Source organism: Leptospira kanakyensis (assembly GCF_004769235.1).
GTDB classification, from domain to species: domain Bacteria; phylum Spirochaetota; class Leptospiria; order Leptospirales; family Leptospiraceae; genus Leptospira_A; species Leptospira_A kanakyensis.
Window position 1 is genome coordinate 507,062 of record NZ_RQFG01000019.1, and the last position, 17,655, is coordinate 524,716.

The window sequence follows — 17,655 nt, forward strand, 5'->3', positions numbered from 1 at the left end:
TAAATTAAGATACCCGTAGGACTTCTTCCGGAGTTGTGACACCCTCAATCACCTTATATTTGCCGTAATCTTGCAAAGTAGAAAGCCCATTTTTCAATGCAATTTCCTTAATGCGGTTGGCATCAGCACCTTGCAAAATGGCACGTTTGATTTCATCGTTCATGGTGAGAAGTTCATACAATCCGGTTCGGCCTTTGTATCCAGAATTTAGACAAGAAGAACAACCTTTCCCTCGATACAAAACACCATTTTTTAATTCTTTTCTTTGGATTCCAAGACCCGCGAGATCCTTGTCAGTAGGTTTGTAACTCGTTTTACAATCCTTACAAATCACACGAACAAGCCTTTGTGCCATAAAACCTAACACGGAACTGGTGATGAGGTAAGGTTCGATTCCCATATCTACAAGCCTTGTCACGGCTGAGGATGCATCATTCGTATGGAGAGTGGAAAATACTAAGTGACCAGTGAGGGATGCTTGGATGGCAATCCTTGCTGTTTCCTCATCGCGGATCTCCCCTACCATTACCACATCCGGATCTTGACGGAGGATGGAACGAAGGCCTGCAGCAAAAGTGAGACCGATTTTTTCGTTCATTTGCATCTGTGAAATTCCATCCATTTGGTATTCCACCGGATCTTCGCAAGTGATGATGTTTCGTTCTTCTGTATTGATTTCGGAAAGTGCAGAATAGAGTGTTGTCGATTTACCAGATCCTGTGGGACCTGTGACTAAAATAATTCCATAAGGTTTATAAATTAAATTTTTAAAGTCACCTAAAATTTCTTTATTAAAACCCATGGTTTCGATGGAATATTTTTGGTCAGTTTTGTTTAGGATCCTCATTACGATCCGTTCCCCGAATTGACAAGGGATGATGGACACACGAACATCCACGTCTTTCCCAGCCAACCTAAGTTTGATCCTACCATCCTGAGGTAACCGGTTTTCAGCGATGTTCAAATTCGACATAATTTTGATACGGGTAGAAATTCCCGCCAAATAAGACTTAGGTGGACTTAATACTTTTTGTAAAACACCATCCACACGGTAACGAACCACAACTGATTTCTCAAATGGTTCCACGTGGATATCCGAGGCCCTTTCCGATACGGCTTGTGATAAGATCACATTTACCATTTTGATGATAGGAGCTTCGTTTGATAAATCAAGTGCATCCGATTCAAAAGCATCGGAGAGGTCACCAAAACTTCCGTCCATCTCATCCATCATCTCTTTGGCTTCGGCAGTAGTTTTGTCGAACTGAGAGTGGATGATTCTCATAATTTCGTTTTCGGTAGCGAGAACGAATTGGATTTCATATCCTTTGAGAAAAGACCTCATATCATCCATAGGATGGAGGTCTGTCGGATCACAAGTGGCAACAATTACCTTTTTGCCCTTCACAGAGACGGGAACAATTTTGGAACGTTGGACTAATTTTAGAGGGATTCTAGCAAACACTTCCTCACTGGCAACAAACTCCAGTTTGTCGACAAACTCCATGCGGTGGAGTTTTGCTAGTGCCTTTAGGATGTCTGTTTCGGAAGCGAGACCTTTTTTTTGGATGATATGAGTGATAGGAAGATTGGTTTTTTCCTGTTGTTTGGAAATATCCTCAAGATCCTTAACGGTAAGGATCCCATCTTCTAAAAGAATTTGTCCTAAACTCTTTCTCATCGTAGTTTCTTTTCTCGTTCGTCGACCATCCTTTCTTGTTCATTTTTCTTTTGGATGGTGATACGGTCTGACTTGTCTCGATCGTCTAGGATGTGTGGTGTTAAAAACACCATCAAATTAGTTTTACGATTTTGATTGGTAGTCCTTCGGAATAAGGTTCCAAGTAACGGAATCTCCCCTAAAATCGGGATCTTTTGCACTTTCTTTTGTTTGTCATTGGAAAGTAATCCCCCAATCACAATGGTTTGGATATTATCCACAACAATCGTTGTTTTGATATCACGTTTGTTAAACGTTGGGTTTCCCCCTGTGGCTTCGGAAGAAATCCCTGCTACGTTTTTGATCTCTTGGTAAAGATCTAAAGTGATACGATTGTTTTTATTGATATGAGGAGTGAATTTAAGTTTAATCCCTGTGGGGCGGTATTCAAAGTTTGCCACAGTCACCGCATTGTCCCCGCCAAGACCGGCGTTACGGTTTTGGGTTCTAACTGGAACGTCCTGACCTACGTTGATCTCTGCTTCTTGGTTGTCCAAGGTCAAAATCTGCGGAGCAGACAATACGTTAAAATTTTCATTCGTAGAGTTTGCGTTTAAGATACCAATGATCTGTTGGCCCCCACGACGGATGAATCCAAGGGAAAATCCAGATAGTGTGTTGACATTCGTAGGTCGACCATTTTTATCGATGACCCCCCCTTGGGCCGCAAGACCGGTGTTAAACTGTCCGTACGCCAATTCTTGGTAACGCCAATCGATACCGAAGTCATTTAAGTCTGTGGAACTGAGCTCCACAATGAGAACCTCAAGTAACACCTGTTTTCTGGGAGTATCTAGAATTTTTATGATTTTTTTGATTTCTTCCCATTCTTGAGGAGTTGCAGTCACAATTAGGGAGTTTGATTCTTTGTGAGCAACTGCTTTGATTTTATCCTGTTTGCCAGGAACTTTGGGAGCTTGGGCCACTGGTTGTTGAGGCTGCGGTGGTTTTCCATCCGGACCAGGTTCCCCCGGGGGGCCTTGTGTGGGAGCCGCGGGAGCATCTGGCATATCCAACTTTACTAAAATGGCAGCTAGTTTTTCTGCTTCATTGTATTCCAAAGTATAAATATGAATGTCACCTGCAGAGGATATGGATCCTGGGCCATCCGCACGAACATCCAAATTATCAACTAACTTCAGTAATTTGTTAATATCAGAGGTTGAACCAGAAAAAATTAATGTGTTCTGGTTTTTGGGAATGATGATATCGGTATCAGGAGAAGTTACTCTTTTGAGAATTGGTTCCAACTCAATCGCATTCGAAAATTCTAATGGAACAATTTGAGTGATGGTTTTATTCAGTGAAACTTCTGATTCGGAAACAGGATCTTTTCCTATGCGAACGATGGGTGATTTGGCAAGTGCATCTTTGATTTTCACCACTTTGATAAGATCGTTTTCTTCGATGAGACCAAAACCTTGTGTTTCTAAAACGGATTTCATAAATCCGTAAGCATCTTCAATCTTCACTCGTTTTTGAGAAATGATGGTGATTTTTTTCCCTTTTACAGCGTCATCAATGAGAATGTTTCTTTTGATGATGGCACTCATTCCCATTAAAAAATCTTTGAGTTCCGTATCTCTCCAATCGGCTGTGAAACTAGCTGGTTCAGGAGAAGATTTAGATTTGATTTGTTTCCCTTTTTCTTGAGAAAAACCAGGTGTTACAAATATATAAAGGCAAATACTGAGTACAACTAAAGGAAGACGATTTCTCATTTTAATTCCGAATGATAAATTCATATGTGATTATTTTGCCTTGTCTCTCTAAATCCACTGTAATTTTTGGGGCCTGTTTGATCGATCCCCAAATTTCCAACATTTTCTCTGTTTCGTTCAGTGGCATTCCATTGACTCGTTTGATGATATCCCCACCACGAGCACCGAGGGAATAAAACACATGGTCTTTTGCCACCTGATAGATCTTGTAACCCTCGATCTTTCCGTCTACCAAATGAGGGCCAAACCTTGCATTTTTATAGATGGTATTCGGGTCTTTTAGTTTCCGATTCACGTCCTCACGGGAAAGAACTTTTTGAACCGTTTGGCTGGATGGCCCTAAATTCGAAACGGCAGCAGCATCTTTGGGACGAATTCGTTCTTTGGCCTGGGCAGGAGTTTCGCCAATATTCACACGAAGGCTTAGGCCACCCTTTTTTAAGACTACATAATGTTGTTCAATGGTTTGGACTTTATAACCACCGACCATCTCACCCGTTCCATATTCTTCCGAATCATTGTTTTGTTTTTCACGGATGGTAACCCGAGCAAAAGACCAGTGCCCAGAAAGAGTTCCTGTGATGAGCATCTGGTCGTCATCTCCGTTATCCTGAGCAATTTCTGGATCGAGAGGTGCCCCATCTGCCCCACGTTTGGTGGCATCGTTCGGGTCATAAACTTGACCACGAATGAGATTTCCAGTCACTACATCTTCATAAGTACTAACGGCAAGGATGACCTCTTGGCGCATTTGTTTAGGACGGAGGTTGCCCGCTGCACTCATCCCCGTTTCCGTAGAAAACAAAAGTAAGAGGACAAGTTTTAACAGATAGGCGAGAGAAAAAGAAAAAAGTAAAACTGCCGGAATCAATGTCAAAAACTGACTCGATTGGATTCTTTGAAGGATTAAATTCATACTCCCCACAAACCGGAGATAGGCTCCGATTACATTCCGGCTACTTCAGATTTAGGGAGTCTAGTGACTTGTTTTTCCGTGATGCTAAGAGCCGATTCAGGATTCATAATTTTCCCGTTTCGAAACACTTCAAAATGCAGATGTGCTCCTGTTGCTGTACCTGTCCTTCCGACAAGGGCAACCACACGACCCATCTTCACCGTTTCCCCAACCTCAACTAAAATCTGGGAACAGTGGGCGTAAACTGTTTTATAACCATTTTTATGTTGGATGGTGACTGAATTGCCATACCCGCCGTTACGGCCAGTAAAAACAACTTCTCCATCAGCCGAAGAAAGCACAGGCGCCCCTACTTTTGCCGCAAGGTCAAGCCCCGTATGATACACACGATTGTATTTATTAAAAGGATCGACACGCCTTCCATACCGAGATGTCACGCGACTTTGTGGAACTGGCATAATAAAGATTTTTTTCAAAACAACTCTCGAAGAAGAAGCATTCTTAACTTGGACTGGAACTTCTAAAACTTGGCCAATTTTTAATTGGTCATTTGTCAGCCCATTGTGTTTTTTTAATTTTGCCAATTCTATGGAAAAGGAACGAGCAATCTTTGAGAGATTGTCTTTTTTTTGTACCGTATATTTTTTTAATACGATGCCTGACTCGTGGACAACGGTATTACTCACAACAGGAGATACATCGATGTATTTTGGTAAGTCGAGGGAAGCAAGTTCCACTTCTTCTTCTTCACCTGTGGCATTGACACCAACAGAAAAAAGTTTATGGATCTCTGATTCTTGTGATTGGGAACCAAAGAGACGAAACATTCCCTGTTCCCCACCAGGAAGAGATTCATTGATTTCTGTATGAATTTTTTGGAATGGGTTGGCAGAAAGTCCAGTTCCCGAAAGAACCAAAAGAATAAATGATACCAACCGGGAGATCTTCACAGATAAAATATCGGGCACTCGAGGGAAGAATCTTGAACCAGAAACAAAGAAAGAGAAAAAACGAACTACTTGAGACAATACAACTTCCCTAACCTTTATTTCTTTTTTTTGACATTGGATTCAACCAGAGTGAATTTTTTACCCACCCACTCTTCAATATCTTCCAAGTCATACTGCCTTTTTTTCACATCATCATTGATGATGTAGTCAGCCAATTTTCCAAGAGAAGACTCTCTCGACTCTGCAATGGGATAAACCTTCAATTTCAAAAGAGAAGGAGTGGATTCAATGTAGATCTTAACAAGAGTGCCTTTTTTCCAAATTTCTGTTTTTGAAAACTTGATCTCTTCTTGTGTCAGATACGTCTTTCCATCATAGTATTCATTGATTTCTCTGAGTTTTTCTTTTTTGATCAACCGTTGGGAACAATGACTGAACGCAAGGAGAAGAACGAGGGGAATTACACGAATGATACTACAATCCAAAGCAAACTCTGAGGAAAAGTCACCATGATGCCTCAATTATGAAAAGTCTTTTTTATTTTTTGGCCCAAAAGAGAAATCTCCTGACCCAAGATAGATGTGATCCCCAAACGAGCAGAAGTCGGAAGTTTATTATATGAATGGAATGGAACCAAAGAAATCCAAGTGGAAGTGGGAATCCGAAGAGGACTTCCTGGGTTTCAAATTTTGGGATCTGCTTCCGTATCCACAAAAGAGTCCAAAGATCGCATCCGTTTGGCTCTAGAGGCCTCTGGGTTTCAGTTCCCACTGGAAACCATCATCATCAATTTAAAACCCGTCCATATCCCTAAACGAATGGTCTGTTTGGACTTAGCAATGGCTGCGGGAATTCTTTTAGCGACAGGCCAAATTCCTAGTCCCAATTACCCCATTCGGTATTTAGGGAGTCTAGGTCTGGATGGACGGATTCTAGGTGGCAAGGAACTCCTACCGTATCTTTGGCAAAGTTCCGAATCTCGAGAGCATTCTTTTTGTCTCCCGGCAACACTTGAAAACGAACCTCTCCCCAAAGGTCGTTACCAATTCTTAAACCATCTGGAAGATTTAAAAAACCTACCTGTAGAAACACCTAACACAAGAGAGATGGAGGTTTTGCCATCAGAAAATACCACTTGGGATACAGTCTACTTAGATCCCTACCAAATGAAGGTTTTCCAAGGTTTGTTATATTCCCTTCTTGGCAACCACCATAGCCTCCTCTTAGGAAGTCCGGGATCAGGAAAAACAATGCTCCACCGGATGCTAGAATCCCTACTTCCACCCAAAGAATCAAGAGACCAAACAGGCCAAGGCATTTGGACTTCCAGTGGGGAATTTGAAATCCCATCAACCAAACGACCCTTTCGTTCCCCCCACCATTCAGCCACAGAAGTCGGACTTGTGGGTGGAGGTCTCCCCTTCCAACCTGGGGAAATTTCAAAAGCTTACGGAGGGATTTTGTATTTGGATGAAGCATTAGAATTTAAAGATCGAATTTTAGAAAGCCTCCGGATGCCTATGGAAGACTCTTACTTAGAAATCGTTCGTATGAATGAAATCACAAAACTAAAAACAGATTTTACTCTCATGCTTTCGGCAAATCCCTGTCCTTGCGGGAACTACCACAGTTACCAAACCTGCCACTGTTCTTTACAAAAGATTCGTTTGTATTTGCAAAAAATTAGTGGAGCATTTTTGGATCGAATCACCATCTTTCAAACCTTATTTGAAACCACCAATGATCGGTGTATCAAATTAGAAGAATTAAAAATGAGGATAGTTTTACGAGATCGTTTTTTATTTCGAAACTCTAGACTAGTTCCAGAGAATGAGGAAAAGAAAGTTCAAAAAATTTTAGATACAGAACAACAAACCAAACAACTGTCCTTACGAAAGAAAAAACAAATCATCTCTTTAGCAAGGACCATTGCTGATTGGAACCTCTCCTCCCGAACGAAGGAAGTACACATCTGGGAGGCAGTGGAATATTGTATTGGTTACCAATGGATTTATAGTTTGGGCTAATTACTTTGAAATAAAATGCGAAATTTCCATCGCAATTTTATTGATCGCATAATCCATATAAGCTGGATCATCGATCTTTTTTTTGTAATTTTCGAATTTTTTCTGAATGGTCGATGCCATTCCCCTTTTCCGGAGTAATACCGGATCTGGCCCAAATTCGTCGGTTTCTGCTAAATTCCCAAAAATACTAAATTGTCTCATGCGGTTACTTCCTTGTAACAATCAAACTCTCGTCCTTGAGAGCGTTTTCCCTTGAGGGATACATGATCAATCGGCCCGGTACAAAAATCCCTTGATGAAGTATTTAGAAGATTGACGAATAAAAACGAACTTCCTTTTTTTCCGTGATATGGATCAAATTAAACGAAGGTGTTAGGTGATAAAAAGCAGGAATCTCTTTTAGTAAATAGTAATATACCTTCCGCATTCTCAGGCGTTTTGTCTCATGAAAACATTCCAAAGGGTGAAATCCGCTACTTTCCTTCCAAAACTTAACTTCTGAACAATGTAGGAATTCATCCTTAAAACTGATTATGTCTAATTCGCCAAAAGCCTTTCGGTAGTTTTGGAAAAGAACCAAATGTCCCTCGGATTCCAAATATCCCTTCGCCAGATCCTCTCCGGCCCGGCCCTTTTTTGTTTTTTCCCAAACCATAGAAAAACAAATCGATTTCAGTAGATCTGTGAAAAGGGAATGGCTTGTTGGATGTAGAGATTTAAGTCTTTCATTAGATCCACAAATTCCAAATGTTTGAGGCGTTTGCCTTCTGCATCTTTTGTGACTCGAATGACCGGACGAAGCGGTTTGTCTTTATTGGATTCAATGACCATACCCATTCTTAGGTCAGAAAGAATGACTCCGGACCCCACTGGGAACATAGAAAGTTTATTTAAAAATAGTCTTACCATTTTTAAATCAAAACGGTTCACGTTTTCGCTGATCATAATCTTCATCGCTTCGTAAGGAAGGATGGCCTGCCTGTAAGGCCTTGGGTGGATCATAGCAGCAAATTGGTCAGCAATCATAAACACTTTTGTGAGTTCTTCAATTTGGTTGGCAAGAATCCTTTGCGGATAACCAGAACCGTCCACTGCTTCATGATGTTGGAGAGCTACAATGGCCAGAGAGTTTTTCAACTTTAACCTTTGGGTAAGGATTTGATAACCAGTCACCGGATGGCGTTTGATGGTTTTTAAATCTAGTTCAGAAAGGGCACCTTTTTTTTCTGAGACTTCCTCGGGAACAGTCACCATTCCAATATCTGCAAAAAGAGAAGCCAATGCCAAATCAATCAGTTTGGGTCTGGAAAACTCGAGGAAGTTTCCAAGCATCACGGAAAAAAATGTCGCATAACAGATATGTGTATATAAAAAATAACCCGAATGGGAATGAGACAAAAGTAAAATAGGAATTTGTGCGTTTGCTTTGGTATGATCTGCAATTCGTTCGGCAATTTCACGGAACTCACGAATTTCCGTATAACGACCTTCAGATGCTGATTTGTAAGTTTTTTGAACCAAATCAAAACAATCTTTAAAAACCGCATTGAATTCTACTTTGGTGGTATTTGCTTTTTCTAATAAATATTTAAAACGTGTGGAATTTTCATCATCCTGGTAAAAAGGAAGGTTGGTATCGAAGTATCCGGGCCCTGCACCTGAGGAAGTTTTATCTCCACCATCAGCCATCACCTTTTCTCCATCGGTTAACACAAAGGTGATCCCAAATTGAACCAATCGGTCTAAGTCTTGTTGTGTGATGGGTTGGTCGGCTCCAACAAATACTGTGTCTTTATCCAGATAAATTGACTTAGTAAACTTGGATCCAGGTTCTAAGTCACGTATGGAGATTTTCCGCATAATTGCGTAAATCCTAGTAAGAAGCGTAGAAACTTCAATTGTTTTTCTTTTGTCTCTCTAAAACAAGGATTCGAAACACTGCCGCGACTGCATCATACAATTCCCTTGGAATTTCTTTCCCATTAGGGAGATGATCTAAGGTTTGAATCATGACTTCATCACGTATGATAAGAACTCCCGACTCTTTTGCGAGCCGAATCAAATTTTCAGCAAACCTTCCTTCTGCCTTCGCCACAAGTTTCGGCGCCGCATGGAGGTTCGGATCATAAGCAAGGGCTGCCATTTTTTGTTTCATCTATAATCTCCGTTAAAGGATTCTTCCTTCCAAGTTTCCATTTGCACCGAACGGATTTGGGGAAAGTCCCGAATCAGACCCACAAAATACTTTGTGAAGTCTTCTCCCTGGAAGGATCGTTCTGTAGTGAGTTGTACGAAGATCGGTTTTTCTTTTTCAGGATCATAATGAAACTGGATTCCCATAGCACCTGTTTCTTTGGATTCCCAAAATACATAAAGAACCAAACCCTTGTTTTTCGGTTCTACCACCATTTGTAATGATTCTTTCGAATCAGGATGGATATAGGAAAGTAGATCCGAAAATCCGGTTTCTCCCAGTAAGTAATTCCAGATGGGTTTTAGATCCGCGACTTCAACCTGTTTAGAACTGGATTGGTGGCCGATAAAGGAGGCCCAACGAGAGACGGTCTTTGGTTTCGAAGGACTAGAATCTAACTCAGGATTCTCAAACCCTAAAGAGGATTTTGTATGCGAACTTTGAAACAGTTTTTTAGTTTTGCCAAGTCCCAAATTCCGGACTTCCAGATTCTCCTGGCTTGTGGATGCGGCAAACAAGGGTGGATTTCCCCGGAGAGTCGGTGCCAATCCCCATTTCCCGAAGGAAGTCATGGTCTGTACTTTGGCGAGTTTAGAAAAGAGAGGGCTCACTTCCCTCAGATCGGAGAAATTTACAAAAACTCAACCTGTGGATCGGAGAAATTCCGAGTTTCAAAAGAGCCTCCCTATGTTCTTCAGTCCCATAACCTTTGTGTTTGGCAAATCCGTAGCCGGGGTATTTCAAATCCATTTTTTCCATATATTCGTCTCTATAGGTTTTGGCAAGGATGGAGGCCGCAGAAATGGAAGGAATCAAATCATCGCCTTTCGGAAGAGAGAAATAACCTTCGATAGGTTTTGTGATCTTTAGTTTATAATTTCCATCTGCCAAAAGATAAGGCCTACCATTTAACAATTTGTCTTCTTTCCGATTTGTCTCTTCATCGTAAGTCGAAGTGGACAAATTCAATTTTTCATTCGCAGTAGTTTTGGATTCAATTGATTGTGAGTTTGTCGGCAAACACCGATTCATCCCATAAAAAATGGCTTGGTTGATATTAAACCGATCAATGAACTTGGCGCTAACAAAACTCACTCGGAAATAGGAAGCATACTGAATGATTTCCTTTCTAAGTTCGATTCGTTTGGGTTCGGGAATTTTTTTGGAATCGCGAAGACCTTTTAGGATTTCTCCACTTTTTATTTTTTCTAATGTGGAAAGAGTAAAGGAAACACAGCCCACAGAAACGGGGCCGGCAAGCGTACCACGACCTGCTTCATCGAGTGAATAACAGGTCAGGTGAGGAATTTGAAATTCAGGAAAGAACGGCCGAGTGACGACCGCTTCAAGAGAGATTATGCGCTAGGTGCTTCTGCAGCTTTTGCTTGTGCAAGAGCAGCTTTAGAAGCTTCGTCCTGTCTCTTTTTATCTTTGGCAACAATGGCTTGTCCGCCTTTTCTTTCTTTGATACGTCCCGCTTTTCCTTTTTTATCACGGAGATAGAAAAGTTTTGCACGACGAACAGATCCTTTACGAACGAGTTCGATCTTTGCAATGCGTGGGCTATGAAGTGGGAAAATTCTTTCCACTCCGATATCATAAGACACTCGTCTTACAGTAAACGTTTTGCTTTGTGATTTGTTCGCAATGGAGATCACAATGCCTTCGTAAACCTGAACACGTTCTTTTCCAGATTCAACGATTTTGTAGTGAACTTTTACAGTATCACCAATTTCGAAATTAAGTTCGTTCTTTGCTTCGCCTGCGAGTGCTGTTTCTAGAATCTGATTCATGGCTTCCTCTAAGAATGATTTCTTGTTTTGCGGTTTTTCTGCCGCCATTTACGGATCTCTTCATGATGCCCACCGAGGAGAACATCTGGAACCGTCCAACCCATAAAATCATAGGGTTTTGTATACTGGGGGTATTCTAATTCTTCCGTTTCGTTGTGCGATTCTTCGAGAAGGCTTTCTTCTTTTCCTAAAAACCCCGGAACAAACCGAGATAGGCAATCGGCAACAACGAGAGCAGCTAAATCCCCCGATGAAATAACATAGTTTCCAATGGCCACTTCCCTGTCAATTAAATGCTCCGCGACACGATGGTCCACCCCTTCATAGTACCCAGAAATTAAGGTAAAGGTCTCTGAGGACTCGTAAATCTCCCTTGCCAGAGTTTGGTTGAAAAGTTCCCCTGAGGGACTGAGGAGGATGACCTTCCCTTTATTTTCGCCAAGGGATTCTAAGGCCCGGTAAATCGGACCCACTTGCAAAAGCATCCCCGGTCCACCACCATAGATGGTATCATCTACCTTTTGGTGTTTATTATCCGCAAAGTCACGGAGGTGGACAGTATTGATCTCGACCACCCCTTGTTTGACAGCTTTGCCCGGGATTCCGGTATCAAAATAGGAGGTGATTTTCTCAGGAAAAAGAGTGATGAAATTAAACTTCAATCCACTGCTCCCAGCCTATGATTTCTAAGGTTTTGGATTCTAAGTTCCAATCTCCCACAAACCGGTTGAGGAAAGGAATGAGGACAGTTTCGCCTTCCCCTGATTTTGGTTTTAGTTCCAAAATGGGATGGGCGGGATTGTCAATGACCTGGGTCACAATATATTGAAGCGATTGGCTAGTTTCTTTGGAGATAGCAACAAGACCGACTAAATCTTCGGTGTAAATTTCGCCGTCAGTTGGTTTGGGCAAATCTTCTCTTTTCCATAACAAAGAGAATCCACGGTATTTGATGACAGTTTCTGGAGTTTCAAAACCCTTTAGTTTGACTAGGAAATGATTTCCATTGGGTTTGATTTCCTCGATTTGAATGGTAGTCTGATTTCCGCGGGCATCTTCGACTGTGCAGGTAAACGGTGGTTTGGCGGATAGTAGGGTATCACCTTCTGTGAAAACTTTGATGAACCCTTTGATTCCATGTGAGGATCCTATGACCCCCACTTTCACTAAACTTGGTTTAGTCGACAATTTCTAAAGTATAGTTTTTGCCTTGTTTGGTTCCGGCTGCTTGTAAAACAGTACGCAAAGATTTTGCAATCCTTCCGTTTTTTCCGATCACCTTACCTAGGTCTTTTGCTGCTACCCGAAGTTCGATCACTGTTTCTTCCTCTCCGGGGACTTGGTTGACAGCCACTTGTTCTGGTTGGTCAACGAGAGATGTAACGATATAACGAACTAAGGATTCCATGTATCAATTAACCTTTGAATTTTGACCAAACGTCGTCTTTTTTCAAAAGAGCAAGAACTGTATCAGTAGGTTGAGCGCCTTTTTTTAACCAAGAAAGAGTTTTTTCTTCGTTGAAAGTTGCTTTTTTCACAGAGGAAGTAGATGGATGAAAATGTCCAATCGCTTCAATGAACTTTCCGTCACGTGGTGCACGGATGTCTGCTGCGACAATGCGATAGTGCGGGTCTGCTTTTGTTCCCGTTCTTTGTAATCTTAATTTAACCAAGGAAAAATACCCCTTTTATAGCGAGTTTTTTAAATAAGGACGATCTGTCAAGAGCGAGTTCTAGCACTTGCAGCGAGTTCCTTTAATTTTTTGCCCTGTGCGTTCGGATCTCCCGTTTTATAGAGACCAGATCCCACAACGGTGATGTCCACTCCGAGTTTTGCGAGTTCTTCCATATTGGACTCGTTCACGCCCCCATCTACTTCCAATTCAATATTGTAGGGTTTTGTGAGTTTACGAACTGCTGCGATCTTCTCAAAACCGGATTTCACAAAGGACTGTCCGTAAAATCCAGGGTCGACTGTCATAAGAAGAACAAGATCCAAATAAGGAAGGATTTGAGAGATAGATTCCGGAGGAGTTTGGGGATTCAGAGAAACTCCCACTTTGATTCCTGCTTTTCGGATCTCTTCTGCGAGTCTTACAGAGAAGTTTGTCGTTTCAATATGGAAAGTAATACAATAAGGATTGAGGTCAAAGTATTTGGGAACATGGAGTTCTGGATTACTCACCATCAAATGTACATCGAGTGGGATTTGCGTATGGGACTTTACTTCTTTGGTGAAAGCTTCTCCAAAGGAAATTTGAGGAACAAAGTTTCCATCCATCACATCAATGTGAATGAGGTCGATATTTTCCTGTTTGTATGTGGGTAGTTCCTGGGCAAGGCCCGTCAGTTTTGCCGCAAGGATCGATGCAGAAATTTTCATATTAATAAGTTCCTTTGAGTTTCCAAACCTTAGCCACACCGGTTTCTTTACCGAATAAAGTGACTTTTACATTTCCCGATCGATGGATGAGAAAACGCACGGATTCATCTTCTTTTAGTTTTTGGTTGGTAAAGATTTCTTTTTCGATTTCTGTATCTTCGCCTGGTTTCGTATAACTTACTTTAGCTGAATACAGATCATCATCATCCACTTCATATTCCAAAAATTCATAATCTTGAACAAACGTTTCAGAAGGTTTTAAAAAGAAAGCTCCTACTTCCGCACCAGTAGGTTTTAGTTCAAAGGAGGATGTGAGTCCATGCCCTTCACGAAACTCTGGTTTTGTGGGTTCTTTCAAAAGGTATGGGATTTTTTTTCTTTGAAGGTAATCTACAACAAATGGAACAGGGGTTCCCACAAACTTTGTAGAATCCAACGGTTCATTGAAAGACTGATTGGATTTTTTTTCTGTATTGGGTTCTGTTACGAGTAAATAGATTTTTTCACCGGAATGGGTTTCTTTCCCAGGTCCAGGAATTTGATCAACAATGGTATCAGCCGGTTCATCACCTACAGCTGGCACATAAGTGATCCCACCAATTTGTAAAGGAACATACACTTCACCAGAAAGTACTTTTTCTAAAATGGCTTTGGCACGTTTTAGATCCTGGCCTTTGACATCGGGAATGGTGACCCGATCAAATCCAATGTTAACAGTGAGATAGAGTTTGGATCCTGCTTCCACTTCCTTACCCGGATCAATGGATTGAGCCAGAATGATCCCATCTGTTTTTTCGGGGATCCTTTGGGTTTCTAATCGAACTTTTAGTTGGAGTCTTTGTAATTCGTTATGAACCTCTATGTAGTTTTTACCAATCACATAAGGCATCATTACCTTTTGTTCTTCTTTGGTTCGAACTACAACTACCATAAAAGCAGCTACAAAAAAAACAAGGAGCCCTAAACCAACAAATAGAACATAACCACTGTAAGGTAGGATTTTTAGAAACTTTTCTTTCACGTAAATGATTCTCCGGCTAAAACCCGCGCCCCATTGAAAAATTCAAATCCTTTCATGGGTTTTTTCCCTTCGGGTTGTAAGGTATCTATACCAAGCAGGTTTCCGTCTCCACAGAGGCAGAAAAGCCTTTTTTTCTGGTATAGAAAAAAGGAACCAGGAATTAGGTTCGAAGGGATAGGCACCGGTTCCTCATCCTCTTTTAAAAGAAAGGATGAAATCAGGATCAATTTTTTCCCCCGAAATTCGGTCACGGCCAAAGGATCTGGATAGAGGGCACGGATGCGGTTGTGGATGTTTTTGGCAGGCTCCGACCATTGGATGGGACGGTCAGCGGCAGTGATTTTTTTGCAATGTGTGGCCTCATTGGCATTCTGAGGCTTTGAAATCCAAGCGGTTCCCTTAGATTCCAATTCCTTAAGGAGGCGGATGAGTTCTTCTGCCCCTTCTTTTGTAATCGATTGCAAAAGGGAAGCCGTGGTTTCTGTGGTCTCCACCTTCCAAGATTTCTGGGAAATGACATCTCCCGAATCCACTTCCTTGGCTAAAAACTGAATGGTAAACCCAGAGTTTTCGTCCCCACTGAGGAGGAAACTTTGGACGGGAGAGGCACCGCGGTATTTGGGGAGTAAACTTCCATGTAGGTTGATGCTACCGAATTTGGGATCTTGGAATACATTATCGGGAACTATGGATCCATAAGCATAAACGATATGAACAGGAGAACCGTAAGATAAGATTTGTTTTTGCGCTTCTTCATCTGTTCGGAGTTTCGGAGATTGGATGACAGGGATTCCTTTAGAAACTGCCAATTCCTTCACAGGTGTGGGTGTGATGATTTGTTTTCTTCCCACTGGTTTGTCAATATTGGTCACTACAAAGTCTACTTTGATTCCAGCATCCAGCAGTATAGAGAGTAATTCTTTGGAATGTTCCGGGGATCCAAAGTAGCCAATTGAAAGTTTCATAATTTATCCTATTAAACAAGTTCTAAAGGATCCAAATCATATTCAATATAACATTTGGAATCAACTTTAAACTTTGATTTAGTTTCGCGCAAAAGATTACGTAAGGTAGTGATGGATTTGGATTTTAACAAAATATGATAACGAAAGTTATTATCGATTTTGTAAAAAGGACATTGGCTTGGGCCAAGAATGGTGATGGATGCATCCATATTCTCTTTTAAAGTTTCCGCATACACTACAGATTGTTTATTTGCAATTTCTTCATATTTTGATCTAAATACAAGTCTCGCCAAACGAGAAAAAGGTGGATAAAACAAATCCCTTCTAAAAGTTAATTCCCACTCGAAAAATGCAGGATAGTTTTGTTCCATCGCCATTTTGAGTACAGGATGTTCGGGGTCATTCGATTGGATGAGGACTTCCCCTTTTTTTTCACCTCGACCGGCCCTACCTGCCACCTGTGAAATCAGAGAATAGGTTCTTTCGCTACTGCGAAAGTCAGGAACACCCAACCCATGATTGGCATTTAAAATTCCCACAAGAGTGACGTTTGCATAATCAAGTCCTTTGGCAATCATTTGGGTTCCTGTAAGGATGTCTAAATTCCCTTCCCCCAACTTTTCGAGGACATCACGGGTGACTTCTTTATTTTTGGAACTGTCCTGGTCCAATCTTTCGATCCGAGCTTTGGGAAAATGGGAAAGTAAATACTCTTCTAATTTTTGTGTCCCAGCCCCAAACAAATCGAGTTCCTCACCGTGAATCTGTTTTAAATTTTGTAAGGTCGATTTGTACCCACAAAGATGGCACCTTACCGTTTTATCCGAATGATAACAAAGTGTTGCCGTACATTTTGGACAATGGACAAATTCTTTTGTGGTTGTGGAATAAATAAAAGGATTATAACCCCGACGATTGAGAAGAATGATGGTTTGTTCTTCTTTTTTCAATCGATCCGCCACTTTAAATTGTAAGTCCCCCGAAAGAAGTTCACTATCTTCTTTTTTTTCCGTAATTTCTACTGTGGGAAGTGATGCCTCTGGATTGGCCCTTTCCTTTAGTGCCGAATATCCAATTTGACCTGCTTTTGCTAAGTAAAAAATTTCTAAACTCGGAGTAGCGGAACCTAACAACAATTTACCGTTTGTTTTTACGATTCTTTGTAAAGCCACTTGGCGTGCATGGTAACGAGGAGAGCCGTGTTCTTTATAAGAACCATCATGTTCTTCATCTAAAATAATAAGTGCAATGTCAGACAATGGAGCAAACACTGCCGAACGAGTTCCGATACAAATCCGTTTTTTTCCTTCCTTTAAATCCAAATAGTTTTGGAATTTTTCGGAAGTTCTGAGATGAGAATGTAAAACCGCCACTTGTCCAGGAAAAATCCGTTCAATCCTTGTAATGGTCGGGTAAGTGAGTGAAATTTCAGGAACAAGAAAAATTACTGATCCTTTGGGTTTAGAAAGTACATCTGCCATCAGATGGAGATATACTTCTGTTTTTCCACTACCGGTAATTCCATATAACAAATGTGTGTTGGAATTTCCATTTGCCTTTATTTCATCCAAGGCTTTTTTCTGCGAAGCGTTTAACGGATGTAATAGATCTGATTGGATTTGGACGGGAGTCGGTTTTTCCTGTTTTCTTTTTTTCCCTTTGGGAACCATTAAAAACAAGGCTTCCCCGAGTGAAGATAAGTAAGTATCCGCCATCCAATGTGCTAGATCCAATTGTTCTTCTGTCAGAACTGGATCCAAATCAACTTGTTTTAAAATGGAAAGAGTTTCATAATTTGGCTCATTCGAGTGGATCTCGATCACAACCCCTTCCCATTCCTTTCCATTCAGAGGAACAAGAACACGAACCCCTCTTACTAAGTTTGGAATGTCCTCGGGAATTTCATAGGTTAGGGTTCTACTTTCCCAAGATAGATTGAGCGCTACCTCCGCATATTGGATCATA

Annotated in this window: 21 protein-coding genes; 1 reads left to right on the top strand and 20 read right to left on the bottom strand. The window is 41.2% G+C overall.

The window, feature by feature from the left end; all coding sequences use genetic code 11:
* Nucleotides 1–4 precede the first annotated feature (4 nt).
* From gspE to EHQ16_RS16740, 5 genes are read right to left on the bottom strand one after another with little or no spacing between them, the layout of a single operon-like run.
* Complete coding sequence (gspE, locus tag EHQ16_RS16720; protein WP_135632335.1) at nucleotides 5–1,681, bottom strand: type II secretion system ATPase GspE; 1,677 nt, start codon at nucleotides 1,679–1,681, stop codon at nucleotides 5–7.
* Complete coding sequence (gene gspD, locus EHQ16_RS16725; protein WP_135632336.1) at nucleotides 1,678–3,441, bottom strand: type II secretion system secretin GspD; 1,764 nt, start codon at nucleotides 3,439–3,441, stop codon at nucleotides 1,678–1,680. Before gspD ends, gspE begins: the two co-directional genes overlap by 4 nt.
* 1 nt (nucleotide 3,442) lies before the next feature.
* Nucleotides 3,443–4,357: a general secretion pathway protein GspC gene (locus EHQ16_RS16730; RefSeq protein ID WP_135632337.1), complete on the bottom strand. Its 915-nt coding sequence runs from the start codon at nucleotides 4,355–4,357 to the stop codon at nucleotides 3,443–3,445.
* A gap of 29 nt (nucleotides 4,358–4,386) precedes the next feature.
* Entirely contained in the window at nucleotides 4,387–5,385 is a 999-nt protein-coding gene (locus EHQ16_RS16735) for a peptidoglycan DD-metalloendopeptidase family protein (protein ID WP_135632338.1), read from the bottom strand.
* Between the two features lie 17 nt (nucleotides 5,386–5,402).
* Complete coding sequence (locus EHQ16_RS16740) at nucleotides 5,403–5,828, bottom strand: type II secretion system-associated lipoprotein (RefSeq protein ID WP_244242121.1); 426 nt, start codon at nucleotides 5,826–5,828, stop codon at nucleotides 5,403–5,405.
* 60 nt (nucleotides 5,829–5,888) lie between these two features.
* Here EHQ16_RS16740 and EHQ16_RS16745 point away from each other — a divergent pair, with 60 nt between their 5' ends.
* Nucleotides 5,889–7,334, top strand: coding sequence for an ATP-binding protein (locus EHQ16_RS16745; RefSeq protein ID WP_135632339.1), 1,446 nt, complete (start codon nucleotides 5,889–5,891; stop codon nucleotides 7,332–7,334).
* On the opposite strand, the gene EHQ16_RS16750 is transcribed toward EHQ16_RS16745, so the two are convergent.
* From EHQ16_RS16750 to priA, 15 genes are all read right to left on the bottom strand, one after another.
* Entirely contained in the window at nucleotides 7,335–7,535 is a 201-nt protein-coding gene (locus EHQ16_RS16750) for a hypothetical protein (RefSeq protein ID WP_002987385.1), read from the bottom strand.
* A gap of 103 nt (nucleotides 7,536–7,638) precedes the next feature.
* Nucleotides 7,639–7,989: a YraN family protein gene (locus EHQ16_RS16755; RefSeq protein ID WP_135632340.1), complete on the bottom strand. Its 351-nt coding sequence runs from the start codon at nucleotides 7,987–7,989 to the stop codon at nucleotides 7,639–7,641.
* 17 nt (nucleotides 7,990–8,006) lie between these two features.
* A complete protein-coding gene (locus EHQ16_RS16760; protein ID WP_135632341.1) occupies nucleotides 8,007–9,194 on the bottom strand; it encodes a cyclic di-GMP phosphodiesterase in 1,188 nt (395 codons plus the stop codon).
* A gap of 34 nt (nucleotides 9,195–9,228) precedes the next feature.
* Nucleotides 9,229–9,489 (bottom strand): EscU/YscU/HrcU family type III secretion system export apparatus switch protein, encoded by a 261-nt coding sequence (locus tag EHQ16_RS16765; RefSeq protein ID WP_135632342.1) that lies wholly within the window; start codon nucleotides 9,487–9,489, stop codon nucleotides 9,229–9,231.
* Nucleotides 9,486–10,139 (bottom strand): hypothetical protein, encoded by a 654-nt coding sequence (locus EHQ16_RS16770; RefSeq protein ID WP_135632343.1) that lies wholly within the window; start codon nucleotides 10,137–10,139, stop codon nucleotides 9,486–9,488. The genes EHQ16_RS16765 and EHQ16_RS16770 overlap by 4 nt, the downstream gene beginning before the upstream one ends.
* Nucleotides 10,120–10,770 carry a ribonuclease HII gene (locus EHQ16_RS16775; protein WP_244242122.1) on the bottom strand — a complete coding sequence of 217 codons (651 nt, stop codon included), beginning with the start codon at nucleotides 10,768–10,770 and terminating at the stop codon, nucleotides 10,120–10,122. The genes EHQ16_RS16770 and EHQ16_RS16775 overlap by 20 nt, the downstream gene beginning before the upstream one ends.
* A gap of 113 nt (nucleotides 10,771–10,883) precedes the next feature.
* Complete coding sequence (gene rplS, locus EHQ16_RS16780) at nucleotides 10,884–11,321, bottom strand: 50S ribosomal protein L19 (protein ID WP_167481627.1); 438 nt, start codon at nucleotides 11,319–11,321, stop codon at nucleotides 10,884–10,886.
* A gap of 8 nt (nucleotides 11,322–11,329) precedes the next feature.
* The gene (gene trmD / locus EHQ16_RS16785) at nucleotides 11,330–11,983 is read right to left on the bottom strand and encodes a tRNA (guanosine(37)-N1)-methyltransferase TrmD (protein WP_135632346.1); all 654 of its coding nucleotides are present in this window, start codon (nucleotides 11,981–11,983) and stop codon (nucleotides 11,330–11,332) included.
* Entirely contained in the window at nucleotides 11,973–12,509 is a 537-nt protein-coding gene (gene rimM / locus EHQ16_RS16790; protein ID WP_135632347.1) for a ribosome maturation factor RimM, read from the bottom strand. The genes trmD and rimM overlap by 11 nt, the downstream gene beginning before the upstream one ends.
* Complete coding sequence (locus EHQ16_RS16795) at nucleotides 12,499–12,729, bottom strand: KH domain-containing protein (protein WP_002974362.1); 231 nt, start codon at nucleotides 12,727–12,729, stop codon at nucleotides 12,499–12,501. The genes rimM and EHQ16_RS16795 overlap by 11 nt, the downstream gene beginning before the upstream one ends.
* Before the next feature lie 7 nt (nucleotides 12,730–12,736).
* Nucleotides 12,737–12,994, bottom strand: a complete 258-nt coding sequence (gene rpsP, locus EHQ16_RS16800) for a 30S ribosomal protein S16 (RefSeq protein WP_002973959.1) — start codon at nucleotides 12,992–12,994, stop codon at nucleotides 12,737–12,739.
* Nucleotides 12,995–13,041: 47 nt separating this feature from the next.
* Nucleotides 13,042–13,704 carry a ribulose-phosphate 3-epimerase gene (gene rpe / locus EHQ16_RS16805; RefSeq protein ID WP_135632348.1) on the bottom strand — a complete coding sequence of 221 codons (663 nt, stop codon included), beginning with the start codon at nucleotides 13,702–13,704 and terminating at the stop codon, nucleotides 13,042–13,044.
* 1 nt (nucleotide 13,705) lies between these two features.
* Nucleotides 13,706–14,725 carry a PASTA domain-containing protein gene (locus tag EHQ16_RS16810; RefSeq protein ID WP_135632349.1) on the bottom strand — a complete coding sequence of 340 codons (1,020 nt, stop codon included), beginning with the start codon at nucleotides 14,723–14,725 and terminating at the stop codon, nucleotides 13,706–13,708.
* Complete coding sequence (gene fmt / locus EHQ16_RS16815) at nucleotides 14,722–15,690, bottom strand: methionyl-tRNA formyltransferase (RefSeq protein WP_135632350.1); 969 nt, start codon at nucleotides 15,688–15,690, stop codon at nucleotides 14,722–14,724. Before fmt ends, EHQ16_RS16810 begins: the two co-directional genes overlap by 4 nt.
* 11 nt (nucleotides 15,691–15,701) lie before the next feature.
* A complete protein-coding gene (priA, locus tag EHQ16_RS16820; protein WP_135632351.1) occupies nucleotides 15,702–17,654 on the bottom strand; it encodes a replication restart helicase PriA in 1,953 nt (650 codons plus the stop codon).
* Between the last annotated feature and the right edge of the window lies 1 nt (nucleotide 17,655).

Bases quoted from the DNA above. Each gene is read 5' to 3' on its own strand.
- rpe (WP_135632348.1), bottom strand. From the start codon at position 13,704: ATGAAAATTTCTGCATCGATCCTTGCGGCAAAACTGACGGGCCTTGCC.
- EHQ16_RS16755 (WP_135632340.1), bottom strand. From the start codon at position 7,989: ATGGTTTGGGAAAAAACAAAAAAGGGCCGGGCCGGAGAGGATCTGGCG.
- fmt (WP_135632350.1), bottom strand. From the start codon at position 15,690: ATGAAACTTTCAATTGGCTACTTTGGATCCCCGGAACATTCCAAAGAA.
- gspD (WP_135632336.1), bottom strand. From the start codon at position 3,441: ATGAGAAATCGTCTTCCTTTAGTTGTACTCAGTATTTGCCTTTATATA.
- priA (WP_135632351.1), bottom strand. From the start codon at position 17,654: ATGATCCAATATGCGGAGGTAGCGCTCAATCTATCTTGGGAAAGTAGA.
- EHQ16_RS16765 (WP_135632342.1), bottom strand. From the start codon at position 9,489: ATGAAACAAAAAATGGCAGCCCTTGCTTATGATCCGAACCTCCATGCG.
- EHQ16_RS16760 (WP_135632341.1), bottom strand. From the start codon at position 9,194: ATGCGGAAAATCTCCATACGTGACTTAGAACCTGGATCCAAGTTTACT.
- EHQ16_RS16795 (WP_002974362.1), bottom strand. From the start codon at position 12,729: ATGGAATCCTTAGTTCGTTATATCGTTACATCTCTCGTTGACCAACCA.
- EHQ16_RS16750 (WP_002987385.1), bottom strand. From the start codon at position 7,535: ATGAGACAATTTAGTATTTTTGGGAATTTAGCAGAAACCGACGAATTT.
- EHQ16_RS16730 (WP_135632337.1), bottom strand. From the start codon at position 4,357: ATGAATTTAATCCTTCAAAGAATCCAATCGAGTCAGTTTTTGACATTG.
- rplS (WP_167481627.1), bottom strand. From the start codon at position 11,321: ATGAATCAGATTCTAGAAACAGCACTCGCAGGCGAAGCAAAGAACGAA.
- gspE (WP_135632335.1), bottom strand. From the start codon at position 1,681: ATGAGAAAGAGTTTAGGACAAATTCTTTTAGAAGATGGGATCCTTACC.